Consider the following 25,370-nt stretch of genomic DNA (forward strand, 5'->3'; position numbering starts at 1 on the left):
TTGCTCAATTAGAAAGTGCAAATATCACCTAAAGACAAGAAATTATTGCCCATCTTAACCATGCACCAGCCGCCTTTTCCGCATGAAATTAACCATTTGCTCATATAATGAACCAATTTTCGTTCGCCCAGCACCTTACACGATGTAGCGGCGCTAGGCCGCCCATTTGCCATAAAACATTGTTCTACGGGGAGGGATTGCAAGTGCCGCGATCGCGAGTACGAGTCGGAACAAGTAAAGCAGGCATGCGAAAAATAACTGAACATGCGCCGCCAGGCCGAGCGGCTGTCTCGGCTGGGTCTCCCATAAGCAGCAGCAGCACAGGCAGCGGCAAGAAGCGGAGCGCTACACAAGAGCCTTTGCAAGGCTGGAAAGCGATCGTCCACAAGTATGTGAAGCTGTACAACCAAGCCGAAATCGACCGCTATGCGCCGCCTTTCGAAGAGATCATCAGCGACACGGACCATCTCGTCCGCTTCACCGGCCGGCTCGAACGGCTTAAGGAGCAAGAGCTGCTTCGCGGCATTCTTCCTTCGCGCAGCGAAACGAATGCCGAGCTTATCCGGGTCAGCGAATCGACAGGCTCGCTCGGCGAGGTCGCCGTCCTCATTGAGCTGCGCACGAGACGGACGATCGATCATCACGGCCGCACCTATGTCGAAGAGCGATGCGACCGAGAACGGCTGTGGCTGACGGCAGACGGCGATGCCTATATGATCTCCCGCGTCGAGCCGATTGTGCTCGAGCGCCGCCCGAGGTACAGCTCGTCCGATATCCACGAGGACCTCGAACCGATCGCTCCTGCGAAGCCGCAATCCATACCTTATATAAATTATGATGTTTTGCCGAATTTCAAACATAGCCGGGCTGGTATCCGATACCGGAGAGATTTGGTTGCGGCTTATGCCGACCGCTGGTGGAACGAACCGAATCCGGCCTATGAGAATTTCGAGGTAAATTGTACCAATTACATCTCCCAGTGCGTCTTTGCAGGCAACGCACCGATGAACTATACTGGTAGGAGGGATACCGGCTGGTGGTACCGCGGCTATAGCGGAGGCCGGGAAAATTGGAGTTATAGCTGGGCAGTGGCTAATGCGCTTAAAAATTATTTATCGACTCCGCATAAATCGGGCTTCCGGGCTACGGTCGTTGATTCCGCAGACCAGCTCGCGCTTGGCGATGTCATTATTTATGATTGGAGCGGCGATAACCGCTATCAGCACAGCACGGTCGTGACCGCCTTCGATGCGGCGGGCATGCCGCTAGTGAATGCCAATACGGTTCCAAGCCGTCACCGCTACTGGGATTATCAGGATTCCTATGCATGGACGGAGAATACCCAATATCGGTTTTTTCACATTGCGGATGAGTTTTAAAGTGCGCTTCAAGCCCAACCACGTATGACGACCCACTTGTGTGGGAAACTAACATAACCGGAGGATTAACCATGGGGGAGAAAGTGCGCGTAGGACTTGTTTACGGCGGGCGCTCGGGCGAGCATGAGGTTTCGCTGCAAACCGCACTGGCAGTTATGAAAGCTTTTGACTACAGCAAATACGAAATTAAACCTTTCTATATTTCCAAGACAGGCGAATGGCGCGCGGGTGATATGCTGCTGGCGGCTCCGGCTGGACTCGAGCAGCTTCGTCTGGCTGGCAGCTCCGCGATTGGTACGGAAGCGCTCATGCCGGTATTCGGCAGTCAAGGCGCGGACGAAGCGGCTGACGCAGCTGACGTAGATGCGGCTCCAGCTCCGGCTTCGATCTCTTCCGTTCCTGGCAAAGTGACGATATCTTCCGTATCTACAGACGTAGCGGTACCCGAAGCTGAAGGAACGATTGACGTTGTGTTCCCGCTGCTGCATGGCACATTCGGCGAAGATGGTACGATTCAAGGCTTGTTCGAGATGGCGAACATTCCGTATGTAGGAGCAGGGGTGCTTGCTTCGGCAGTAGGGATGGACAAAATCACGATGAAGAAGATTTTCGCGCAAGAAGGTTTGCCCCAGTGCATCTACCGGCATTTCAACCGGACGCAGTGGAAGAAGGACTCATCGTACTACATCATGGAGATCGAAGTTGCGCTTGGTTACCCGTGCTTCGTGAAGCCGGCTAACCTTGGTTCGAGCGTCGGCATTTCGAAGGCGCGCAATCGTGATGAGCTGATCGCTGCTGTAGAATATGCACTTCGTTTCGACCGCAAAGTCATCGTGGAAGAGTTCGTCGATGCGCGCGAGATCGAGGTGAGCGTGCTTGGCAATGACGAGCCGCGTGCTTCCGTCGTGGGCGAGATTACTTCTTCGAGCGAGTTCTATGATTACAAGGCCAAATACATCGACGGCAAGTCGATGATGCATATTCCGGCTAACATCACGCAGGAACAATCCGATTCCGTTCGCGAGATGGCGCTTCGCGCATTCTTGGCGATTGACGGCTCTGGCTTGTCGCGCGTAGACTTCTTCCTTCGCAAGGAAGACGGCCAAATCTTCATCAACGAAGTGAATACGATGCCGGGCTTCACGCCGTACAGCATGTATCCGCTGATGTGGAAAGAAAGCGGCGTTCCGTATACGGAGCTGCTGGATACGCTTATTGCGCTTGCGATCGAGCGCCATGCCGAGAAGCAAACGATCGATTATAGCGGTGGCAGCCCGGCTTAATTGCCGGGTTCCTCGCTTTTTTAGTATTTGCTTGGTACATAATTTTGGACGAAGGGCTGGTATCATCCATGGGTTTTCAAACCGAGTTTAATTCCGTTTGCAAGTTCAAGTCGAAGCAAGAATTGTACGAGCTTCTCGAGTATGGCCGCGGCAAAATGGTGAAAAGCGGCTTCCGCGTCTTCCCGACCGGCCAGAAGGTCATTGCGTACACACCTGAGAATGAGGCGATTGCGATCGTGAAAATTCTCGTATCCATTGCAGAGATCAACTTCGCAGGCGAAGAAGTGACGGAAGTGGAGATGGAGCTCGTTCGCAAGCTGACGGAGGAAGAAGCGCGGATTCAGACTGCGCTTGCCCATGAAATGTTCTTCGGAGAGCAAGCATGATTGTGCGTTTCGGCTTCGTTGCGATGAGTACGCTGCTGGAGAAGAATGTGTCGCCGTCCCGGACGATGACCTATGCCAATTTCTCGAAGCTGGACGATCGGGAGGCGGGGCTGCGCAGGCTGGAGCGCATTGCGGAAGAGAATCTGCGGACGACGCTGCGGCTGATGCGCCACTGCGTAGGGCATGACGTGTACGTGTACCGGATGACGTCGAAGATCATTCCGCTTGTGACGCATGACGCGCTGCAGGGATGGAATCCTTATCCAGTGCTTACCGAAGCATTCGCAGATATCGGGAAGTTTGCGTTGGAGAAGGGCATGAGGCTCTCCTTCCATCCGGACCATTTCTGCGTATTCAGCACGCCGAGACCGGAGGTGCTGGCGAAGTCGAAGGAGGACTTGAATTACCATGTCACGATGCTGGAGCATATGGGGCTCCCCGAGTCCTCTGCAAAATGTAACATCCACGTTGGCGGCGCCTATGGCGATAAAGAAGTTTCGGGACAGCGGTTCATCGAGCAGTTCGGCGCGCTCGAGCCGCGGCTGCGCCATCGCGTAACACTCGAGAACGACGACAAGACGTTCACGACGCGCGAGACGCTTGCATGTGCCGAAGCGGTAGGAACGCCAATGGTGCTGGATATTCACCATCACGCCGTCAATGACGGCGGCGAGTCGGACGCCGCGATGTATGGCGAGCTGTGGCCGCGCATTCTGCGCACGTGGACAAGCGCTGGCGGCGAGCCGGTTAGCGTGCCGCCGAAGCTGCACGTATCGAGCCCGAAGAGCGAGAAGGACCCGCGCGGCCATGCCGAGTTCGTGGACGTGGCGCCGCTGCTGCGCTTCCTGCGCGGGATCGCAGGATCTACGGAGCGTCTGGACGTCATGATCGAAGCCAAGCAGAAGGATGCGGCGCTGCTGCTGCTGATGGCGGACTTCCGCCAGCTGGAGCTGGAAGGCGAAGGCTTGCGCGTCATCGACGGGGGCAGCATCGAAATCAGATAAGGGACAGGAAGGGGCTTGATCTTTTCTGTCCCTTCGTTTATTTTTGGGTAAGGAAGCGCTATCATTCTATTCGGCTATCATGGCTCCCTCGCATGACGAATTTGTTATGCAGCACGCAATTCGCATCTCGCAGCTTAAGACCTTCAATATGGATCACAAATACTTTGTAGAGAGGATTGTGAAACAATGAACGGATTATTAACCGGGAAGAACATGCTTGTAATGGGGGTAGCGAATGATCGGAGCATCGCTTGGGCGATCGCACAATCGCTTGCTGCGCAAGGCGCTAGGCTTGCTTTTACATATGAGAATGAACGGGTGGAAGAGCGTGTCCGCAAGCTGGCGGAGACCATCCCTGGTTCGCTGCTGCTGCAGTGCAACATCACCGTCGATGAAGAGATCGATGGACTGGCGCAGCATCTGAAAGAATCGTTCGGCGTGCTGCATGGCCTGGTGCACAGCATCGCGTTCGCGAAAACAGAAGAGCTCGACGGCATGTTTGTCGACACGTCGCGCGCGGGCTTCGCGCTTGCACATGACATTAGCGCATACTCGCTCACAGCGGTCGCGCAGCGCATCTATCCGCTCATGACCGAAGGCGGCAGCATCATGACGATGACTTATCTCGGTTCCGAGCGCGCTTTGCCGAACTACAACGTTATGGGCGTTGCGAAGGCTGCGCTGGAAGCATCCGTTCGTTACTTGGCAGCTGACCTTGGTCCGCATAACGTACGCGTGAACGCAATCTCCGCAGGCCCGATCCGCACGCTTGCGGCGAAGGGCATTAAAGATTTCAACTCGATTCTCCGCCAAGTTGAAGCTAAGGCGCCGCTTCGCCGGACGACCGACGCTTCCGAAGTGGGCGACACGGCGATGTTCCTGATGAGCAACCTGTCGCGCGGCATTACGGGCGAGATCATCTATGTAGATAACGGATACAACATTGTAGGGATCTAGAATCCAGAATAGCAAGGTCATAGTGAGGCGTTCCTTAGAGCTTTTCCGGAAAGTGCGGACAAGCTCAGGGGACGCTTTTTATTGTGTGCTTATGCAGGAGAAGGGGATTTCGATAAGCGGAGACTTCTAGGACTTATTGTCCAAAAAAAATTTTGATCGCCAACATCGTTCGACAACCTTTTCTGTATACAATCTGTATCATAAAGATCAGTTAAAGAAATTGACTTTTATTACTTCAATTGCTAAAAATTTTCCAGAATTGTCTGTAGGGGTTAATAAGAAGAAGTTGATTCTCAAAGGTAATTGAGGGGGAGTACCACTTCATGATCACTTCTGTAAAAGAAGAGGCAGCAGAATATGACTGGATCTCTTTATTGCTGCTGGCAAAGGAAATAGGCGTAACCGCGGAGGAAATTCGGGCTTTTATTAAAGAATTTCAATTGCAAAAAAAAGCCAACTAGAAGATAGAGCACTCGAACCAGCCCGAAATTCTAATTGGCGCCTTCGTTATTCTTCTTCCATTTCTGAAACTCCAGAAATTCTTTGAACTGACTCTTACTAATACCGGAAGCCATAGCATCTCGAAGAAGTTGCTGCCAGTCATCGTCCAGCAGTTTCTCTTGTGCAGCAGAATTGCCGTATAAAATGTCGTGTATCGAAACGTCAAGCGCTGTCGAAATCTTCTCCAAGAATTGAATGGAAGGATTCGATTGAAGTCCGCGTTCAACGCTGCTTATATAAGATTTGGCAACATCAGCACGTTCGGCGAGCTCGGATAAGGATATACTGCGTTCCGTGCGGAGCTGTTGAATTCTCTTGCCGATTTCTTCTATCATCGCTACGCCTCCTCTTATATGTAATGGTTGATTACGAGATTTCATGTTTGTAAAAAACTTACAAATTCCTACAATAGATAAATTTATCTTACGTTTAACCTAGTCGTTTGTAAAGGTTTGCGTAAGGTATTCCTACATCTGGCCATCATTGGTCAGATGTTTTTTGTTTGCAGTTCTTTCGATCTCTTCTACTCTCGCAGCTTCGAAGAGGGTTATACCTATGATAATCTTTTGAACGTCTCTCCAGCAAACGAAATCTGCCTGTTTTATTGATTTTGTCTTCATTCGTTCTTTAAAACGAACAAAAAATGGAGATAACATAAGATAACTGGCGATAAATGGAGTGATTCAGTGTGAAAATGTTCTTAAATGAGAAAATTCGATTCAATTTGGGACTTTTCAAAAATAAGGAAGCTGGGCTATATTAAATGTGCGAGTTGTTCTTGATAACGAACGAAATGTTCTTTGTAAAGACAGGAGGGGCCACTTGCTCAAAAGAACTGAAAAACGAAAACGAAGGCGAAAGTCGCGAAATCAGAAGGTTCTCTTCCTTGCCATTAACTCCGTCTCCATCGTGTTTCTCATATTCGTTGCCATATCCAGCCGTACGGGTAAGACATACGGGTTATTCACGGCCAGAGCTGAGATCGATGGCGGCTCAATCGGAATTTGCTCGGTGTATCCGAGTCAGATCGAGGAGCTGCTGAGCCAATTCGTTCAACATATGAACTTGGCTGGAACTGATTACCTGAGTATCGCTGGCTATTCTGGTTCGGCCGGTGAAGGGATCGCGGATCTGGACTTAGCCGGGGCTACAGACGAACAGCTTAACCAATGGATAAACGAAATAAACGCGAAGGTCGGCAATATTTCGGACCGCCGGCAATCCATCGAGAGTCTCTCAAGCGGCAATACATCTGCTTTTGAAAGCACGCAAAGTGAACTTGCTTCGGCAGCAGCAGTGCTGTCTCAGCTCTCTGGATATATCGGCAGCGTAAGCATGAACTGCATTACACCGAGCGAATCCAGCTTGAGCGAATTCCTGAGCTCGATGCAAGCAGGCGGTGCCGCTTCAGAGTCGCTGAAGAATCAAGCTCGAGCGATTCACAGCGCATTGTCAGGCAGCCAACCGGAGCTTAGTGCCGTGGGACTCTCCAACAATGACGGTTCGACGATAAGTCCTGCTGCGATTGGCTTCTATCAAGGCGCTCAACAATCACTAGCAGGCGCGAACAGCTCACTCGCACAACAAAGCTCGACCCTGCAACAGCAGCTTGCGCAAATAAATGATGAGATTGCGAGTCGAGAACAAGCGAAGGCCGTTTCGGAGGATTCAGTGAATGCCGACGAACCTGCCGGGGATGAGATAGATAAGTCAGAACAGGAAGAGCCGGCACAACCTCAAGAACAACCCCAAGATCCATCAAAGGATCAGCAAGAGGACCAACAACAAGAGGACCAACAACAAGAGGACCAACCGTCCGATCAAGGCCAGGATCAATTAGCACTTCAGCAGCCGATTTTGGAAACAAATTAAGGAGTGGTAGCAGCAATGAGAGTGAAAAAGTGGGTTAGCAATTTTGTCACTGGAGTATTGCTAGTTCTGATGCTTGCCGTAGGGCTTGCTGTATTTGCATCAAAGTCAGGTGGCGAGTCAAGCTTCTTTGGATATCAGCTCAAAACGGTACTCTCCGGTTCCATGGAACCAGGTATCAAAACAGGCTCCATTATTGCAATTAAACCGATTCAGGATGCATCAAAACTTAAAAAAGGCGATGTCATCACATTTCGGCAAGTGATGAACGGACAAGAGATTGTCATTACGCACCGAATCATAGATGTCCTTAATACCGGCAATGGCCAAGTGATGTACCAAACGAAAGGTGATAACAACCCAGCTCCGGATACGGATAAGGTGCTCTCTCAAAATGTTGTCGCTACTTACTCTGGCTTTACGGTACCGCAACTCGGGTACTTTATAGATTTTGCTAAATCCAAGCCAGGCTCGCTATGGCTTCTAATTGTACCTGGCGTACTGTTGATACTTTACTCGATCACTAACATTTGGAAAATTATATCCAAATTAGAGATCAAACCGAAGGAATCTAAAGCAGATTCCAATGTCTCTGGTTGAAATCTTTATCCTAGATAAAGATTCAATATATAAAAATAAACCCGGTGGGGTAAATGGAGGAATTATCAAATGAGTATTAAAGCAAAATTGGGTATGGGTATTATTACGGCAAGCTTGGGTCTTTCACTGATTGGCGGCGGTACATATGCTTACTTCAACGACGCTGGTTCATCGATTCAAAACTCCTTCGCATCCGGTACTATCAATCTTAACGCTACTAAAGCATGGGATTTCCCGGCTAACTTTGATCTGGTCAATATGAAACCAGGCGACGTTACTGAAAGACAATTCGTTCTTCAAAACATCGGTTCCCTGGATATCGCTAACACGTTGATGAGCTTTACTTCCGATGCAGGCAGCGATGCTGGTTTGCTGAATACGTTGACAATCAGCTACTTTGTAAGTGTTGGCAATAACAATGAATATCTGCTCATGAACTCGCAAGATATCACATTGTCGGATGCAATTGCTGGTAACTATGCTGGCAAAATCAAGGCTGAATATCTGACTGCCGATGGCAAGCTTAACCTGACTCCAGACGGTATTAAAGCTGGTGCAGGCGTCGACGACCACCGCTTCCGTATGATGGTTAAATTCCCTGAAACCAACGTTCCTCAAAATGACCTCCAAGGCAAGCAAGCGCATCTGACATTCAACTTCGATGCTAGACAGGGTGCAGGTACTGTGAATAACCAAAACATTGGCAATGCTAACCCTGCCACAATTGCAAATCCAATCACAAACGCTAACTAAGGCTTAATTCACGCATAAAACGAAAGGGTGGGGCGTCCCACCCTTTTCTTATTCATATCTGTTACTTTGGAGGAGCGTATCGAGGTATGAAATGGAGTGTAAAGTACCGCATATTCGCAGCAATAAGTTTGTTGATTATCGTTATCATCGGGCTTGCTTGGCATGCCGATCCGGCAAGCGCAGATGTTATTAAACTCGAAATCGACGCTAACCCTGTTAGCTTTCTGAATATAGGCAATATGAAGCCTGGAGACAGCCAGATCTCCCAACTAACGATACGCAATGTTGATGACGAAGCGCTCGCGTATGAATTGGCGGCCCGATTTATTTCCGGTGACAGAAGCTTCTTTGAGCTGCTGGACTTCGGTATTCGCGACGGAGACACGATTATTTATGAAGGCAAATTAAGCGGCATTACCCAGCAAACGAAGCTTGGTGAGCTCGATGTAAAGAAAGAAGATACAATCGTTTTTACGATTGCAATGCCGCCGGAAGCCGGCAATGAATTTCAAGGTAAAGAAGTGAAGGTTGCATTTGATTTTGATGCTGTCACGAACCCAGCGCCTGTCCCAGATCCGGGTAGTTCCAATCCGCCGGAGCAGCAGCCTGGGCAGCAGCCGGATCAGACACCAACTGAAACGCCGGAACAAACACCAGATCAATTACCGGATCAGACACCAGATCAAGTACCAGATCAAACACCAACAGCACAGACAACAGAGCCGCCGTCGGTAACTATACCTGCAGCGTCGCAACCGAATGAAGATTCAACGCAAGGCGCAGGCCAAGCGCAGTCCAGTGAACTAGAGCTGACACAAGGGCCTCTTGCTGCTCTGGTTGGTGATGCTCCTCCTGCGATGCCTATGACATTGCCCAAAACAGCTGCGAATTGGTACAACTTGGTTCTGGTTAGTTCACTCCTGATTGCAGCATCGGGATTCCTGCTCATTAAGTTAAGACAAAAGCCTGAAGTGAAGCGGCAAGGGCGTCGATGAGAAGCATTGCGGTTATGGTTGCGAAGATCGTGCTGCTACTCTCCGTTGGCGTGCTTGTGTATGCAGGCTATCAGATAGTGTCCGCACCGCTGAGAGAAAGTTCGGCGCTTAAAGAATGGGAGCAGCTGAAACAAGCCCATGCAGCGCATGCAGACCTATCGGAGGAGATTATTGTTCCGGCTGGACTCGTTAGTCCTGCCCGGACTGATGAGAATGTGTTGAAGCCCGCCCAAGACGAAGATGGCAGTACGCTCCAGGGCGGCGCGCCATCAGATGGTCCAGACGATATTTTAGGCGAGCTGTATATCCCGCGGCTGAGAAAACATTTTGCCATTCTGGAGGGTACAGAAAGCAAGCAGTTGGGTAGAGGGATCGGACACTATACGGGGAGCAGCAGCCTCGGATCAATAGGGAATAGTGTTCTCGCTGGGCACCGAGAGACTGTTTTCCGGGATCTAGGCCGCTTGCAGATTGGCGACAACCTTGAAGTCACCACATTCGCAGGTACGCTTGATTATGTCATAACGAATACGGACATTGTGGATGCGGATGAGAGGAACGCGATCGTGCAATCCGAGGACCATCTGCTGACTTTAGTTACTTGTTATCCATTTCAGTTTGTCGGAACAGCGCCTCAGCGATATCTGGTTACGGCCAGGCTTAGACCTAGTTCGTAGCCTATTCACTTCGTATTGCCGGATAAAGGCGGTACGAAGTGTTTTTTTTTTGTGCCACAAATTCCCTAGTCGGCTGGCATTCGGGTCAGGAAATGAAGTAAACTAAGTAAGATACCGCCAGCAGCAGCAGCTGAAACTCTGCTTCATTCGTATCGTATTGTAATAAGAATATTGAACTCATAGGAAAGTAGTGTGATCAGCCGTGAGTGACCAGATTATTGGGGGCAAGAGCTTTACCGCTGTCGCAATTAATTGCGCGGCCAAAGCTGGAGAATGGATTAAGACGAAGCTCGGCAACCATACGAGCTTGTCGTTAAAATATTCCGCGCAGGATCTTGTGACCGAAGTTGATAAAGGCGCAGAGATGATGATTCGAAATTTGGTACAGACGCATTTCCCGGATCATTCGTTTCTGGGGGAAGAAGGCGTTGAACCGGGACCGGAAGCATCGACTCGTGCGCTGCAATCCGTGAGGGACGCCGAGTATCTGTGGGTCGTTGATCCGCTCGATGGAACGACGAACTTCGTGCACAGCTTCCCGTTCTTCTCCGTTTCGATTGCGCTTGCGCATCGTGGAGAAGTTATCGTAGGTGTCGTGTACGACCCTATTCGCGATGAACTGTTTGTAGCAGAGAAAGGCAAAGGCGCTTACGTGCGCGGTCGGCGTATGGGCGTGTCGTCCGAACAGAACCTGCGGGAGAGCTTGATCGCAACAGGCTTCCCGGCAGATCCGAACTACGCGCTTCCGCTGAATATGAAGGGGCTGCAGGCGCTTGTGCCGCAAGTGCGCAATATTCGCTCCGGGGGATCGGCGGCGTTACATATGGCGTATGTGGCGGCTGGTCGTCTGAGCGGATTCTGGGAGCTCGGACTCAATGCGTGGGATCTGGCAGCTGGCTCGCTGCTCGTCACCGAGTCCGGCGGACGTCTTACGGACATTAAAGGAAATCCATATGACCTCGGCGTGCGTCACGTCGTGGCCTCGAATGCTCATATCCATGACGAGTTTCTGCATGCGCTGCAGCAGGCGGAATCCGGCAACTAATAGTTTGCTTATAAAGAACGTCTCTTGAACCGTCCAGGCATGATGGGAGAAGAGGCGTTCTTTTGCATAGAATAGCGTATGAAGCTTCATGGAGAGGAGGCTGGCTGCATGTTGTATATTGAGCTTGATATACAAGGCGATGTGCCGATGCATGAGCAGATTGCGCAGCAAATTATAGCCGGGATCGCTTCAGGTGCGATAGAGCCAGGCAAGACGCTTCCTTCGGCAAGGCGGCTCGCTTCCGCGCTGCGGGTCAAATCGCAGGTGGTGAACAAGGCGTACCATACGCTGCTCAAGGAAGGTTTCCTGCAGGAGCGCTATGACGGCAGGTTAGGCGTGCTCGTTCCATCTCTGGCCGAGATGCCGAAGGTGACGGAGGCGTATATGAACCGTCTGCAAAAGCAGCTCCAAGCGCTGGCGGCAGAAGGAAGAGCAAGAGGCATGTCAGAGGCCGAATTCAGCAAAGCATGTGTAAGCATATATCGCAGCGACTTAACGAGGATGGGAGACACTTTGGAATGACGGCAGGTATACGGAATACGGGACGGGTGCGGGTTCCAGCGAGCTGGTATTTGGTCCAATGCATCCTTATCGCGGCATCGGTAATTGCGGCGGTGCTGCTATGGGATCGGATACCGGAGCGGCTGGCGGTTCATTATGAAATTGCTTTTCACCCGGACCGTTATGAGGAGAAGAACGGCGGCAGCGTGTTTATTTTGAACATCATCCAGCTGTTTCTACTCGCCCTGTTGATGGGGGCCGAGCGTGTCGTTACTTCCGATGCGGCAGCGCTGGGAAGAGGAATGCCGGAGGAGAAGCAGCGACAATTTCGCTATGCGAACGGACTGCTTTTGTATGTGCTGTCGCTTGTGCTCGTCGCTTTTTTTAGTTATGTACAAGCAACGATCTTGTACGGCTGGCCGATTAGAGGCGCGATGTGGGCGACGATTATTTTGCTCATCTGCATCATTGCGGGGGTTGCCGCACTTATCGTCTATGTGAGGAAATTAGGCATCCATATGCAAAATGGAGACGTCGGCGAAGGGGCGGGCAAATGGATCGCAGGGGGGCTTCTACTACAACCCGCAGGACCCTGCGCTTCTCGTGCCGAAGCGGCATGGTATCGGGTGGACGGTCAATTTCGGCAGACCGCTTGGCTGGGTGATTTTTCTCGGGATATTGGCGGTGCCGTTCATCATCGTTGGGATCGTGGTTTGGGAGTGAAATAGGGGAGACGCGTCACCAGTCGGTGTGCGCGTTTTTTGTTAGGGGAGTGGAAGAAGTCCGGCAGACCAGCTACATTCGCGGAGAAAGAACAAAATCGCCGAAAGAAGTCCAGCAGACCAGCTACATGAGGTGGAAATGGGAAAATACAGCCGAAGAAGTCCAGCAGACCGGCTACATTGGCGGAGAATGTGGGAAATCGCCGAAAGAAGTCCAGCAAACCAGCTACATGTGGCTCAATTCAGTATGAGTGGTACGTGGTACCACACATTAGAGAAAATCGCCACCAAAACGTCAAAGAGTGGTACGTGGAACCACACATTAGAGAAAATCGCCACCAAAACGTCAAAGAGTGGTACGTGGAACCACACATTGGCGAAAATCACCCGCAAAACATAAAAGAGTGGTCCTAGGGACCACTCTTTCGTCTTATCTACCGCGCCATCTGAGCAAAAGCTCGCTCCGCCGCCGCGATCGTCGCGGCGATATCCTCGCTCGTATGCGCCGTGGTGAGGAACCACGCCTCATACTTGGACGGGGCGAGGCAGATGCCTTGGTCGAGCATCAGGCGGAAGAACTCCGCGAAGCGCTCGCCGTCGGTGTCCTGCGCCTCATCGTAGTTCGTCACCGGATGGTCGCAGAAGTGCGCGGAGAACGAGCCGCGGATGCGGTTAATGGTCAGCGGAATGCCATGCTTATCCGCTGACCCTTGCAGCGCGGACGCGAGCTCTATCGCTTGCGCATCCATCCGCTCGTACACGCCTGGCTGCTGGAGCACCTCCAAGCAGGCGATGCCTGCCGAGATGGAGGCCGGGTTGCCGGCCATCGTGCCCGCCTGATAGGCTGGGCCGAGCGGCGCGACCTGCTCCATCACATGCTTGCGGCCGCCGTAGGCGCCGATCGGCAAGCCGCCGCCGATGATCTTGCCAAGCGCCGTGAGATCTGGCCGGGTGGCAGCGTGATCCGGGAACGCGCTGTAGGTCTGCGCGCTGCCGTAATGGAACCGGAAGGCAGAGATGACTTCGTCGTAGATGACGAGCGCGCCGGCTTCACGTGTCATGCGGCACAAGCCTTCCAGGAAGCCCGGCTCCGGCATCACCATGCCGAAGTTGCCGACGATCGGCTCGACCATAACGGCGGCCACATCGTCGCCGAAGGTCTCAAGCGCGACGCTTAAGGCCTCTAGATCGTTGAACGGAACGGTGATGACTTCGTTCGCGATACTGACCGGGACGCCTGCGCTGTCCGGGATGCCGAGCGTCGAAGGGCCGGAGCCTGCGGCAACGAGCACGAGATCGGAGTGGCCGTGGTAGCAGCCGGCGAACTTGATGATTTTGCTGCGCTTCGTGTAGGCGCGAGCGACGCGGATTGTCGTCATTACGGCCTCGGTGCCGGAGTTGACGAAGCGAACCTTGTCCATCGAAGGGATCGCTTCCTTCAGCATGCGGGCAAGCGTAATTTCAAGCTCGGTCGGCGTGCCGTACAGCGTGCCATTCGCAGCTGCACGAGTGATGGCTTCGGTAATATGCGGATGCGCATGGCCGGTAATGATCGGGCCGTACGCACATAAGTAATCAATATAGCGGTTATCGTCGACGTCCCAGAAGTGCGCGCCTTGCGCGCGTTTCATGAAGACAGGCGCGCCGCCGCCAACGGCTTTGAAAGATCGGGACGGGCTGTTGACGCCGCCGACAATATGTTCGAGCGCTTCCGCATAGAGCTGTTCGGAGCGCGGTCGTTGAATAGTCATAACGAATTAGAACCTCCTGGCCGGATAATATTCCTTATTGTACCGCTACGAATGCGGCGACACAACAAAGGAGAGGCGAAACGGACCTGTCCAGTCCATTTCAGCCTCTCCTCAACCGATTTTATTTGCTTGTGCCGTTCGCAGTGTTCCCGCTGTTCGTACTCGTCGAATTCGAACCCGTACCCGCGTTAGTGCCGCCGTCCGTGCTTGTGCTGCCATCCGCAGCCGGATCTGTTGCAGCAGGCGTGTTGTCTTTTGCCAACTCGTCTTGGACGAAAGCGAGCAGCTTACCATCGTCGCTAACCGCGAGCACGGAAGCGCCGCCGACCTTCTCGCCGCCAAGCAGCTCCATCGGAGGGACTTGCGTTTGACCGGCTACGCTCGTCTTAACGCCTAGCTCAGCCAGCTTCATCATATCGGTCAATTCGATGTTGGATTCTACATACGGCTGAATGCTGTTCACGATTTTCTTCATTTTTAGCAGGTTCCAGCCGTTCTTCAGCTCATCGGCTACCGCAGAGAGCAGCTTGCGCTGACGCTCTGTACGTGTGAAGTCGCTCATCGCATCGTGACGGAAACGCACATATTGGAGCGCTTTTGTACCGTCAAGATCTTGAATGCCTTTCTTCAAGTGAATGTCGTAACGGTTGCCGTCGGCATTATCGACGTAGTTCATATCCTTCTCGACATCGAAATCCTTGATGCCGCCGAGCGCATCGATCAGAGACTTGAATCCTTCGAAGTCGGTATACACATAATATTGAATATTAAGACCGAGCAAGTCGCCGATTGTCTTCATGGCCAGGTTAGGACCGCCAAGCGCGAGCGCTGTGTTAATTCGGCCATCGCCATGTCCGTCAATGTCTACATACGTATCACGCAGAACAGAGAATAAGTGCGCTTTCTTCGTAACCGGATCTACGGAAACGACCATCATCGAGTCGGAACGTGCTGTTTCATTCTTCTTCAGACCGCGGTTATCGCCGCCCATAATGAGAATGTTGACGCGTTCTGTACCTGTCCATTCCGGCGGCTTCTCTTCCGGTTTAACTTCGAACTGTCCGAATCTGGACTCATCCTGCGGCTTGCTGATTCCGTCCAAGCCTTGTACGACTCCGACACCTTGATAAATAAAGAAACCGACAACCATGAGGATGGCTACACTTACGCCGAGTAGCGCCCATTTCCATGGCTTTCTCTTTTTGGGTTGCTGAGAACGTGCACGTGCCATTTTCGTTGCTTTCCTCCTAAGACCGAATTTTAATTTTTTGTATAGTCGAGTAAACGTGCCGACATTTTTGGTTAACCCTATAGCTTTACATATCTTAAAATTATAAAATGGATTGTCGTAGAGAAGCAAGTTTTATCTGCTAGAAACGAATAACGGCGACATTTCCCAGGAAATGTCGAAAAGAGAGGAGCTGAGCATGATAATATGCTAGCAATAGATGTAAGAGATTTGCGCAAGCAGTTTCAAGTTCAGAAGAACCGCGTAGGTCTTGGCGGTGCGCTAAAAGACCTGTTTAAGCGCGAGTATAATGATATTACTGCGGTCAAGGACATTTCGTTTCAAATTCCGCAAGGTGAAATTTGCGGCTACATAGGCGAGAATGGCGCCGGAAAGTCGACGACGATCAAAATGCTTACAGGCATTCTAGTCCCAACCTCCGGTCATCTGCAGGTCAACGGGTTCGTGCCGTACAAGGAGCGGGAGAAGTTCGTACGCGGCATCGGCGTCGTATTCGGTCAGCGCAGTCAGCTGTGGTGGGATATCGGCGTTATCGAGTCGTTCCAGCTGCTGCGCAAGGTGTACCGGGTGCCGGAGGCGGAATTCCGTCAAAGGCTCGATGAATTGGTTGAGCGTCTTCACCTCGGTGATCTGCTAAATCGCCCTGTGCGTAAGCTCAGCCTAGGTCAGCGGATGCGCTGCGAGCTTGTAGCTTCGCTGCTGCATAACCCATCCATAGTGTTTCTTGACGAGCCAACGATCGGTCTGGACATTGTCGTGAAGACGGAGATCCGTGAGTTTCTGAAAAAGATCAATAGGGAGCATGGCACCACAATCCTGCTTACCACACATGATCTGCAAGACATCGAAGCACTTTGCTCGCGCGTTATTATGCTCGACGACGGCCGCATTATCTACGACGGCGGCCTTGATGAGCTGAAAGCGAGATGGAGCAAAGGACGCGAGCTGCAGTTCCAATTCGGCGAATTGCCGCCGCTTGATGTACTGAAGCAGCTGACCGAAGGTCTGCATGGCGTTACATGGACGGTCGACAACGAGCTTACCGCAACAATGTGGCTTCCGCATGAAGTGAACGTATCGGATGCGCTGGCACGTGTCGTGGGCAGCCGCGCGGACATTCGCGACATCAAGATCATGGAGACGAACACCGATGAGATCGTTCGTGAAATTTACCAATCCGGCTCTGCTTCGAGCGAGGCGGCAGATAAGCTGAGCCAGCCGTCAAGCGCGGAGGAAGCAGCGAACGAGACAGAGAGCGGCAAAGCGACAGTCGCTGCCGCGTCTGACGAGGAGAAGGTGCAGCAGCGATGAACAGCGCCTATCTCGAACTTATCCGTATCCGGTTCCTCATGATGCTCGCTTACCGCGTGAATTACTACAGCGGGATCGTTATCTACACGATCAACATCGGCGCGTACTATTTTCTCTGGGAAGCGATCTTCGGCGATCAGAAGGTGCTGGCGGGCTTCACGCTTGCCCAAATGACCACTTACGTCGCGGTATCCTGGATGGCGAGAGCGTTCTACTTCAACAACCTGGACCGCGAGATCGCGAATGAAATTAGAGACGGCAGCGTAGCCGTCCAGTTCATCCGTCCATACAACTACTTGTTCGTGAAGCTCATGCAGGGCTTTGGCGAAGGATTATTCCGGCTGCTGCTGTTCATGGGGCCAGGCCTCGCGCTTGTCTGCCTGATATTCCCGGTGAAGCTGCCGACCGATCTCGGAACATGGGGCATATACCTCGTCATGCTGCTTTTCAGTTTCTTAATAAATACACAAATAAATATGCTGGTAGGCCTGTTCGCATTCTTCGTGGAGAACAATGAGGGGATGCTGCGGATGAAACGCGTCGTCGTGGACTTGTTCTCAGGCGTAATTGTTCCGGTGTCATTCTTCCCGGGGTGGCTCGCCGTGACGATGAAATGGCTGCCGTTCCAAGCGATCACGTACTTGCCGAGCTCCGTCTTCACGGGCCGCACGGCCGGCGATGATGTGCTGCGCGTATTCGGAATCCAACTCATCTGGTTCCTCGTGCTGATCATCCCGATCGCATTGATCTGGCGTATGGCGCGGACCCGGCTGTTCGTGCAAGGGGGTTAAGGCAATGTTCTATTGGTCACTTGCGATGGAGTATATGAAGAACTACGCGAAGACGAAGCTGACATATCGCGCGGATTTCTGGGTAGAGCTGCTGTCGGACCTCTTGTTCCAAGGGGTTAACCTGATCTTCATTCTGATCGTGTTCCAGCATACGCCGGCGCTTGGAGGCTGGTCGGAGGCGGAGGTTGTGTTCGTCTACGGCTACTTCATGGTGCCAGCGGGCATCTTCGGCGCGTTCTTCAATATTTGGAATTTCAGCGATCGTTATATTGTCAAAGGCGAGTTCGACCGCGTGCTGACGCGTCCGGCTTACAATCTGTATCAGGTGCTGCTGGAAAATCTCGATCCGCCGTCTCTGTTCGGCTCGCTCGTAGGACTTGTCATTATGGTGCTCAGCTGGGGCGATCTCGGACTTGCGTTTAGCGTCGTGGATATCCTGATGATGGTCATTTTCACCATTGGTTCCATCATGATTTACGCGGGGTTGTTCACGGCACTGACAGCGATCTCGTTCTACTCGGATGCGCCGACGGGCATATTGCCGCTTATGTATAACATCTCGAACTATGGGCGTTATCCGGTTAATATTTATAACAAGATCATCCGTTTCACGCTGACGTGGCTTCTTCCGTTTGCTTTTGTCGGGGTAATCCCGGCTTCGTACTTCTTGGATAAGGACCATGCCGGTCTGTCCAAGCTTGCGATTCTGACGCCTGTTATGGGGATTGTCGTCGGAGCGATCGGGCTCGGGATATGGAACCTCGGCGTGAAGAAATATCGGGGAGCAGGATCGTAATTTCAAAGGTTAGTTAGGGGATGAGTGAGATAGCTAGGGCGATTAAAGCAAAAGCGGTTGTAGGCAAAAAAGCGCCGGACTTCACATTGCCGGGGCGAGATGGACGCGAGGTTAGTCTCAGTCAGTTCATTGGACGCAAAGTCGTCCTCTTCTTCTATCCGAAGGACCTGACGCCGGCATGCACGCAGGAGTCTTGCGATTTCCGCGACTCCTATTCCGCATTCGGTGACAGCAATACGGTGCTGCTTGGCATCAGTATTGACGACGAAGCGACGCACGAGAGGTTCGCGGCGAAGTACCAGCTGCCCTTCGAGCTGCTGGCGGATCCAGAACATTGCGTATGCGAGCTGTACGGCGTCTGGCAGATGAAGAAGCTGTATGGCCGCGAGTATATGGGGCTTGTGCGCTCCACGTTCCTGATCGATGCCAAAGGCAAGCTCGTTCAGGAGTGGCGGAACCTCCGCGTGAAAGGCCATGTGGAGGCTGTGCTGGAAGCGGCAAGAGCGCTATAGACTGAGGGGGAGTGCGGGATGGGCAGCAAGCTGGCGTGTTTGCACGCGCATTATTCGAATATCGCGTATATCGAGCAGGCTTTTGCTTCCGGGGAAGTCCAGTTGGTGCACTATGTTGATCCTGGGCTGATGAGCCGTCTGTCGTCTTCAGACAGCGGGTTAGATGAAACGCAGGCACGAGCGAAGGTCGTAGAGCAAATCGAATGGATCGCCAGCGCGCAGGTCGATGCGATTCTCATCACATGCACGAACTACATAGCGCTGCTGGATGAGGGGCTGCTGAAGACAGCGATCCCGATTATTAAGATCGATGAGCCATTCTTCGCTGCGATCTGCAGCTCACGTGAGCCGCAAACGGTGCTGTTCACGAACCCGGCGACGGTAGACGGGACGATGAACCGCCTTCGTGCTTACGCGGCAGAACGCGGCATTGCGCTTGGACCGATTGAAGTGCAGGTCGTACCGAACACATTCGAGCTCATTATGCAGGGGAAAAAGGAAGCCTATATGCACGAGTTAACGGGCAGCATCCGAACCTTCTTTGCGGAGAATGGGGCCCATGCGAGGCTGTCGGTCGCTCAATTGTCGATGGTCGATGCCGCGGAGATGGTAGAGCGTGAGCTCGGTGTCCGGATCGTGCATCCACTTCGGACACTAGCTGCAGCTTGGAATGAGTACGGAACCAAATCATAGATTCATGTGAAATCGCCCTTCCGCGCTGGAAGGGCGATTTTGTTATGCGCGGGGGGTGTAAAGGCGGCGTTTGCTGGCGAAACTAGTACGACTAGCCATTCATAGATTGCAAGAATAGGAGTTGAAATTCGTGATACCTAGACAGACGGTGCAGCAGGAGGAAACGATCGTTCAAGATATGTGGCCGGAAGCGGCGCAGCAGTCGCTGCAGCTGATGATGGCGCGGGTAAACAGCGTCCTGCTCGGGAAGAGCGACGTCGTGTCGCGTGTATTCAGCGCGCTGCTCGCAGGCGGGCATGTGCTGCTCGAGGATGTGCCCGGCGTGGGCAAAACCTTGCTCGTGCGGGCAATCGCAAGAGTCATGGGCGGAGACTTCCGCCGCATTCAGTTTACGTCGGATATGCAGCCGGCCGACGTTGTCGGAGGCATGGTGTGGGATGGCAAGCGGGGCGAGCTTGTCTGGCGCGAAGGTCCGCTCATGGCGAATGTCGTGCTCGCCGACGAGATTAACCGGACGCCGCCGCGGACGCAATCGGCGCTGCTCGAGGCGATGGAGGAGAAGAGCGTAACGGCAGATGGCATCACCCGGCAGCTGCCGCAGCCGTTCATGCTGCTCGCGACGCAAAATCCGCTGCGCGACGACGGAACCTATCCGCTGCCGGAAGCGCAGCTGGACCGGTTTATGATGCGGCTGTCCATCGGCTATCCGTCTCCGGCGGACGAGATCAGTATGCTGGAGGCGAAGACGGCGCAGCGCCTCGTGCCGGAGATGCTCCGCCCAGTTATCATCCCGGAGGAGTGGCTGCGCATGCAGCGCGATGCGCAATCGGTGCACGTACACCCTGCATTGATGGCGTATGCCGTGCACATCGCCTCGCAGACGCGTGCATCCAAGGAGCTGCTGCTCGGCGCAAGTCCGCGGGCGACGCTGGACTGGATTCGCGCGGCGCAGGCGACGGCATATATCGCCGGACGGCGGTTTGTCGTGCCGGATGATTTGAAGGAAACGGCGGAGGCCGTGCTGGCGCACCGGTTCATCCTGCAGGACGAGGCGATGATCGGCGGTAAGAGCGCGCAAGCGGTGCTGGAGGCGATCATGTCGGTCTCGCCGGTTCCGATTCCGGCGTCAGACGGCGGGCGGCGCAGATGAAGCAGGCCCGTGCAGCAGGGAAGCCGGGCAAAGGTGCGCTGGCGGGACAGTCGGGAGATGCGGGGAAGCCAAGCAGAGCTGGGAAGAAAGGCGAAGCCGGGAAGAGCGGCGACGCGGGGAAGCAAGCGAAGAAGAACGAGGCTGGCAGGTCAAGGCTGCGCAGCAGGCATGTGGCTCGCGCGGTGACGCTGCTTATGTTCGCCATCTGCATAGCGGCCCTCTATGAGCGAGGCGGCGCGGTCGAATGGCTGCTCGTCATTGTGGTGGGGGCGATTGTTTTTGGCAGTATGATTTTGCCCTATATGACGGTCGGGAAAATCTCGGTGGAGCGCTCCGTATCGGAAGCATCTCAGCTTACGGATGGCGGCGAGCTGCAGGTCACGTTAACGCTGCGGCTGAGCGGGCTGCTGCCGTTTATGTGGGTGAGTGTTCGCGAGGAGCTTGCGCGTATAGGGGAGCAGACAGGTAAGGCGGGAAATGCAGGAAATGCAGGAAATGAAAAAGCAGGTCAAGTGATTAGGGCTAGAGCTCCTGGCGTATCCGTACTTGTCCAGCATGCGTTCCTGCCAGGCTTCGCTCGTCAATTTCAGCTGAGCTATACCGTTAAGGGACTGACGCGCGGGGAGATGCTTTTTCAGCCGGTGCACGTGTCTGTGGGGGATATGCTTGGCTTGACGGTACGAGGGTTCGCTATCGACTGTTCTCCCGGTACGGTACTCGTAAAGGCTGCGCCGCCGCTGGGAGAGACTTTCGTGAATCTGCCTGGGCATAGGCCTGGCGTACAGACGACCGGCGAACATCTGGTTGTTTCATTAGGCGGTCAGATGCAGACGCTGGCGGCACGCTTTGGCCGTCATGGGGCAGGACCTGATGTGCGTTCCTATATGCCCGGCGATCCGCTCGGACGCGTCGACTGGCGCGCGATGGCGAGGGGACTTGGCCTTCAGACGCGCACCAGCAATGCGGAGTATAGCACCGAGTTGATCATACTGCTGGAGACGAGCGAGCAGGCGTACGGCGGAGACATCCGCTTGTTCGACGCGCATGTCGGCCGTGCTGCGCAGCTGATCAAGCAAGCGCATCAAGAAGGCAAGAGCGTTCTGCTGCTGAAGAACACTGCGGACGATCTCGGGCTGCAAGTCGATGCGGGTGATCGAGTCGCAGCACGAAGAGCTGAAGAGCAGCTCGCCCGGCTGGGGTGGGGCAGGTCAGAATCGATGTCGCTGCGCCTGTCGGATGCGGTAGCAAGTCTGACACGAGGGTCTGCGCTAATTTGCCTCACGGCAGGTGAGCTGCAAGGGGATTCAACTAGCGAAGCGGGTATGATCATGTACAGCGCGAAGCTTGCTGCTGTCCGTGGCGTACAGCTGTACGTATTGCTGTCGGAGGCACGGGATATGCTGCCAGAGTATGCGGAGCAGAAATGGCGCGAACGGCTGCAAGGCGCAAAATGCAAAGTGCGAGCGATGCCTGTTCCACTAAGCTACCGTGGTATGGTGCCTGGGGTAACGGAGTTAACGATGACAACGGGCAGGGAAGGAGGCGTTATCGATGTCGGCAGTGCAAGGAGCTGACAGCGCGCAGGGCGGCGTGAAAGAGAACCAGAAGCCGAAGCGGCAGCAGGAGCGGGAAAGCTTGCATTTCTTCGGCTTCATGCCGAGGCGGCTGGTGACGAGCCTGTTGCTGTTTGGACTTATTGCGGAGTGGCTGCTGCCGCTCGTGCAGCTGAAGGATTTTACAGAGCTGAATGAGATTCGCCCGCTGCTCGCCGCAGTCGGTCTGTTTCTTGCCGTCGGTCTGGTCGTGCCGCCAACCTGGGCTTCCGTGCTGCTCAACGCCGTCATTACGGCAGGGACTGTGCTTGTCATGTTTAGTGTACATTATGGTTCCTGGCATGAAAGTGTCACGGGGCTGCTAGAGGCGCTGAGACATGATGCCATTACAGTGGCGAGCGGCAAAATCATGCTGAGCGGAGAGACGCGCACCTTGCTCCTAGTCAGCGGGCTTGGGATGATGACCGTCGCCGTGCAATCGCTAATTTGGCTGCGGCAGTGGGGGCTCGGATTGGCGGGGCTGACCGCGGTGTATTTGCTGCTGCTCTATAGCTTCCTGGGGCTCGATGTGCTGCCGGGATTGAAGCGGGTATGCGCAGAAGGGCTGCTGCTCGGCGCGCTCGTGACGGTGCCGCGGCTGGAACGGCTGCTGGGCAGTTCAACGTTATTCGACGGCCGTGCCGTCAAGAAATCGTTGGCAGGCTGGGCGGTGAATTGGTGGAATGGCGCAGCATGGCTCGCTGTTGTGGTGCTGGCCGCAGCAATCGTTGCGTCGGGAAGCTTGGCGAAGCCGGTTGTTGCGTCCGAGCCAGCCCCATGGGCGGCAGATGCCATGGATTGGGGGCAGAGGCGGCTGCTGGAGAATTATTCTGGTTTCAGCCATTCAGCCAGTTCCAAAACAGTTGCGGAAGAAGCGATGGCAGCCACAGGCTTAGGCGAACCTAGTGCGACAGGTTACGGCTTCGATGATTCCGCGCTTGGCGGTCCGATTACGCAGGATCATACGGCGCTTTTCACCGTGGCAGAGAAGGAAGCGTCGTATTTGCGGGGCGAGAGCAAATCGTTCTATACCGGCAAAGGCTGGGAGCAGGTCGAGCATGCATGGCATACGGTGAGCGTGTCGGAATGGCAGGCGGACCATCGGGATGTGATGGGGAGCGGCGAAAATGGCGTAAGTGAGAGTGAGCGGAGTCGGAGTACGGGTGGCCAGGTCGATGAACCGTCTGACGATGTTTTCGTTCAGACGGTTACGACAGCTTTTCCGGCTGCGGGTTGGCCTCTGTTTGCTGGCAGCGCGGATGCCAAGGTGACGGATATCAAGACGGTGAACGGATCGGGCGACACGACTTCGTATCGGCAAGACGCAGTGACCGGAGCGCTCTATCCGGCGTCGGAGGAGGATCGGGTCGTCCGTTATACGGTGGCGTCCGTGATGCCGGATGAAGCGCTGAAGCGGCTTCGGCAGGTGGAGTCTTCTGTTGATGCGTCGGCAGGGGTGGAAGACGGTGACGGCGTGGTAGGCGGTGTGGCGTCGAGTGATGAAGATACGTCGGGTGCGTCAAGTGCATCAGGTGTATCAGGTGCGTCGAGTGCGTCCAGTGTGTCGAGTGCATCAAGTGCATCAAGTGCATCAAGTGCATCGAGTGCAATAGACGGAGAGAAGAATGAATATGTTGAAACGGCGGCGCTCGATGCCGCCTATACGCAGCTGCCAGACAAGCTGCCTGCGGAGATTGGTACGCTCACGGCGGAGATTTTGGCGGCGGCGGGAAATCCGACGAGCCGCTACGAGCAAGTGAAAGCGGTCGAGGGATATCTCCGCAGCAACTACAAGTACACGCTGCAGCCGAAGGCTACGGCATCGACAGCTGATTTCGTCGATGATTTCCTGTTCAATCAGCGGGAAGGCTACTGCGTGCACTTCGCTTCGGCGATGGCGGTCATGCTGCGGACGCAGGGGATCCCTGCGCGGTATGTGAAGGGTTTTGCGCCGGGCGAGCCTACGGAAGAGTCTGCGTCCGGCGAGGCGGGGATCTACACCGTGCGTGCAAGTGACGCGCACGCTTGGGTAGAGGTGTTCTTCCCGGGCGTCGGCTGGGTTCAGTTCGAGCCGACGCCGGGCTTTGCGGCACCGGGCAGCGGTGCCGCCGGCGAAGCCTTATCGTCTGCTGCGGCAGGCGATGCGGCGAAGCCTGCACTTGCCGCAAGCGCTGACGGCGCTGCGGCCGGCGGCGAAGCCGCTGGCGCCCGCGCGCTGGTGAATCGCGCGGCTGCAGCGGCGCAGCGCGGGGCCGATGCCCTCGCGCAAGCGGCGCGAAGCGCCATGGCGGCCCCGCCGTGGGCGAAGGCCTCCGTCGCCGCAGGCGCCACGGGCGCCGCCGGCCTCGCGCTGGCGGCGCGGCGCGGCCGCGAACGCTTCGCGTTCGCCAAGGCGCTGCATCGCTATGGCAGCGCCCTCGAGGCGGGCCGGCATACAGCGGCCCGCCGGCAGTTCCTCCAGCTCGCGGATGCCTGCTGGCGCGAGCTGTACAAGCGGTGCGGTGCGAAGCCGATGCACCGCACGGCGCGGGAGTATGCGGCGGAGCTGAGCTTGCCGCCGCATACCGCGCAGCTAGTCGCGGAGCTGGTGCGCTGGGACGAAGCAGCGTGCTTCGACGTCAGCTGGCAGAACCGGCCGACGAAGCAGCAGCTGACCGAGCTGGTGTCGAAGCTCCAGTCGATTCATGAGAGATCGGGTACGGTCTCTCAGCATCAAACAGCTGCGGATCCGAAGCTGAGAGACCCTATATGATCTCTCGACCAGCAAAGCACCTGTTATTATGCTCTTAACTGTTCTGAGAGGCCTAATACGATCTCTCAGCACGAAAACGCCACAAAAAAGAAGCCGAGAGA

The 25,370-nt window shown here is 54.3% G+C and carries 25 protein-coding genes; 22 read left to right on the top strand and 3 right to left on the bottom strand.

The genetic code is table 11. The annotated features are described in order from the left end of the window. Positions 1-203: 203 nt before the first annotated feature. The 6 genes from A8990_RS06925 (at position 204) to sinI (ending at position 5,470) form a co-directional block, all read left to right on the top strand. Complete coding sequence (locus A8990_RS06925; RefSeq protein ID WP_245995874.1) at positions 204-1,379, top strand: amidase domain-containing protein; 1,176 nt, start codon at positions 204-206, stop codon at positions 1,377-1,379. 71 nt (positions 1,380-1,450) lie between these two features. After that, the gene (locus tag A8990_RS06930) at positions 1,451-2,662 is read left to right on the top strand and encodes a D-alanine--D-alanine ligase family protein (RefSeq protein ID WP_116188289.1); all 1,212 of its coding nucleotides are present in this window, start codon (positions 1,451-1,453) and stop codon (positions 2,660-2,662) included. 68 nt (positions 2,663-2,730) lie between these two features. Next, positions 2,731-3,048, top strand: a complete 318-nt coding sequence (locus A8990_RS06935; protein WP_116188290.1) for a hypothetical protein — start codon at positions 2,731-2,733, stop codon at positions 3,046-3,048. Then, a complete protein-coding gene (gene uvsE / locus A8990_RS06940; RefSeq protein ID WP_116188291.1) occupies positions 3,045-4,052 on the top strand; it encodes a UV DNA damage repair endonuclease UvsE in 1,008 nt (335 codons plus the stop codon). The genes A8990_RS06935 and uvsE overlap by 4 nt, the downstream gene beginning before the upstream one ends. A 186-nt stretch (positions 4,053-4,238) precedes the next feature. Continuing rightward, positions 4,239-5,009: an enoyl-ACP reductase FabI gene (gene fabI / locus A8990_RS06945; protein ID WP_116188292.1), complete on the top strand. Its 771-nt coding sequence runs from the start codon at positions 4,239-4,241 to the stop codon at positions 5,007-5,009. A 323-nt stretch (positions 5,010-5,332) separates the two neighbouring features. Further along, complete coding sequence (gene sinI, locus A8990_RS06950; protein WP_116188293.1) at positions 5,333-5,470, top strand: DNA-binding anti-repressor SinI; 138 nt, start codon at positions 5,333-5,335, stop codon at positions 5,468-5,470. Positions 5,471-5,500: 30 nt separating this feature from the next. On the opposite strand, the gene A8990_RS06955 is transcribed toward sinI, so the two are convergent. After that, positions 5,501-5,845 (bottom strand): helix-turn-helix domain-containing protein, encoded by a 345-nt coding sequence (locus tag A8990_RS06955; protein ID WP_116188294.1) that lies wholly within the window; start codon positions 5,843-5,845, stop codon positions 5,501-5,503. Between the two features lie 487 nt (positions 5,846-6,332). Here A8990_RS06955 and A8990_RS06960 point away from each other — a divergent pair, with 487 nt between their 5' ends. The 8 genes from A8990_RS06960 to A8990_RS32700 all read left to right on the top strand — a co-directional run bounded on the left by A8990_RS06960 (position 6,333) and on the right by A8990_RS32700 (position 12,678). Further along, positions 6,333-7,382, top strand: coding sequence for a hypothetical protein (locus tag A8990_RS06960; protein WP_147306783.1), 1,050 nt, complete (start codon positions 6,333-6,335; stop codon positions 7,380-7,382). A gap of 15 nt (positions 7,383-7,397) precedes the next feature. Continuing rightward, entirely contained in the window at positions 7,398-7,979 is a 582-nt protein-coding gene (sipW, locus tag A8990_RS06965; RefSeq protein WP_116188296.1) for a signal peptidase I SipW, read from the top strand. A 69-nt stretch (positions 7,980-8,048) separates the two neighbouring features. Beyond that, positions 8,049-8,732 carry a TasA family protein gene (locus A8990_RS06970; RefSeq protein WP_116188297.1) on the top strand — a complete coding sequence of 228 codons (684 nt, stop codon included), beginning with the start codon at positions 8,049-8,051 and terminating at the stop codon, positions 8,730-8,732. Between the two features lie 86 nt (positions 8,733-8,818). After that, positions 8,819-9,727 carry a hypothetical protein gene (locus A8990_RS06975; protein WP_116188298.1) on the top strand — a complete coding sequence of 303 codons (909 nt, stop codon included), beginning with the start codon at positions 8,819-8,821 and terminating at the stop codon, positions 9,725-9,727. Then, positions 9,724-10,404 carry a sortase gene (locus A8990_RS06980; RefSeq protein WP_116188299.1) on the top strand — a complete coding sequence of 227 codons (681 nt, stop codon included), beginning with the start codon at positions 9,724-9,726 and terminating at the stop codon, positions 10,402-10,404. Before A8990_RS06975 ends, A8990_RS06980 begins: the two co-directional genes overlap by 4 nt. A 202-nt stretch (positions 10,405-10,606) precedes the next feature. Beyond that, positions 10,607-11,449: an inositol monophosphatase family protein gene (locus tag A8990_RS06985; protein WP_116188300.1), complete on the top strand. Its 843-nt coding sequence runs from the start codon at positions 10,607-10,609 to the stop codon at positions 11,447-11,449. Positions 11,450-11,557: 108 nt separating this feature from the next. Continuing rightward, entirely contained in the window at positions 11,558-11,971 is a 414-nt protein-coding gene (locus A8990_RS06990) for a GntR family transcriptional regulator (RefSeq protein WP_181909441.1), read from the top strand. Then, positions 11,968-12,678 (top strand): DUF1648 domain-containing protein, encoded by a 711-nt coding sequence (locus A8990_RS32700; protein ID WP_181909442.1) that lies wholly within the window; start codon positions 11,968-11,970, stop codon positions 12,676-12,678. Before A8990_RS06990 ends, A8990_RS32700 begins: the two co-directional genes overlap by 4 nt. 428 nt (positions 12,679-13,106) lie before the next feature. On the opposite strand, the gene A8990_RS07005 is transcribed toward A8990_RS32700, so the two are convergent. Beyond that, entirely contained in the window at positions 13,107-14,423 is a 1,317-nt protein-coding gene (locus tag A8990_RS07005) for a glutamate-1-semialdehyde 2,1-aminomutase (protein WP_116188304.1), read from the bottom strand. A gap of 121 nt (positions 14,424-14,544) precedes the next feature. Then, on the bottom strand, positions 14,545-15,654 hold the full coding sequence (locus A8990_RS07010; RefSeq protein WP_116188305.1) for an LCP family protein: 1,110 nt from the start codon (positions 15,652-15,654) through the stop codon (positions 14,545-14,547). A 204-nt stretch (positions 15,655-15,858) separates the two neighbouring features. Between A8990_RS07010 and A8990_RS07015 the strand changes: the two genes are divergently transcribed. From A8990_RS07015 to A8990_RS31450, 8 genes are all read left to right on the top strand, one after another. After that, positions 15,859-16,983 carry an ABC transporter ATP-binding protein gene (locus tag A8990_RS07015; RefSeq protein ID WP_116188306.1) on the top strand — a complete coding sequence of 375 codons (1,125 nt, stop codon included), beginning with the start codon at positions 15,859-15,861 and terminating at the stop codon, positions 16,981-16,983. Then, entirely contained in the window at positions 16,980-17,774 is a 795-nt protein-coding gene (locus A8990_RS07020) for an ABC transporter permease (RefSeq protein WP_116188307.1), read from the top strand. The genes A8990_RS07015 and A8990_RS07020 overlap by 4 nt, the downstream gene beginning before the upstream one ends. 4 nt (positions 17,775-17,778) lie before the next feature. Continuing rightward, positions 17,779-18,570, top strand: coding sequence for an ABC transporter permease (locus A8990_RS07025; protein ID WP_116188308.1), 792 nt, complete (start codon positions 17,779-17,781; stop codon positions 18,568-18,570). Positions 18,571-18,590: 20 nt separating this feature from the next. Further along, the gene (bcp, locus tag A8990_RS07030; protein WP_116188309.1) at positions 18,591-19,082 is read left to right on the top strand and encodes a thioredoxin-dependent thiol peroxidase; all 492 of its coding nucleotides are present in this window, start codon (positions 18,591-18,593) and stop codon (positions 19,080-19,082) included. A gap of 18 nt (positions 19,083-19,100) precedes the next feature. Then, a complete protein-coding gene (locus A8990_RS07035; protein WP_116188310.1) occupies positions 19,101-19,775 on the top strand; it encodes an aspartate/glutamate racemase family protein in 675 nt (224 codons plus the stop codon). A 130-nt stretch (positions 19,776-19,905) separates the two neighbouring features. Then, positions 19,906-20,925 (top strand): AAA family ATPase, encoded by a 1,020-nt coding sequence (locus tag A8990_RS07040; RefSeq protein ID WP_245995875.1) that lies wholly within the window; start codon positions 19,906-19,908, stop codon positions 20,923-20,925. After that, a complete protein-coding gene (locus A8990_RS07045) occupies positions 20,922-22,499 on the top strand; it encodes a DUF58 domain-containing protein (protein ID WP_116188311.1) in 1,578 nt (525 codons plus the stop codon). Before A8990_RS07040 ends, A8990_RS07045 begins: the two co-directional genes overlap by 4 nt. Continuing rightward, complete coding sequence (locus A8990_RS31450; RefSeq protein WP_245995876.1) at positions 22,477-25,269, top strand: transglutaminase-like domain-containing protein; 2,793 nt, start codon at positions 22,477-22,479, stop codon at positions 25,267-25,269. The genes A8990_RS07045 and A8990_RS31450 overlap by 23 nt, the downstream gene beginning before the upstream one ends. Positions 25,270-25,370: the final 101 nt, after the last annotated feature.

The organism is Paenibacillus taihuensis (assembly GCF_003386535.1).
GTDB classification, from domain to species: Bacteria; Bacillota; Bacilli; order Paenibacillales; family Paenibacillaceae; genus Paenibacillus_Z; species Paenibacillus_Z taihuensis.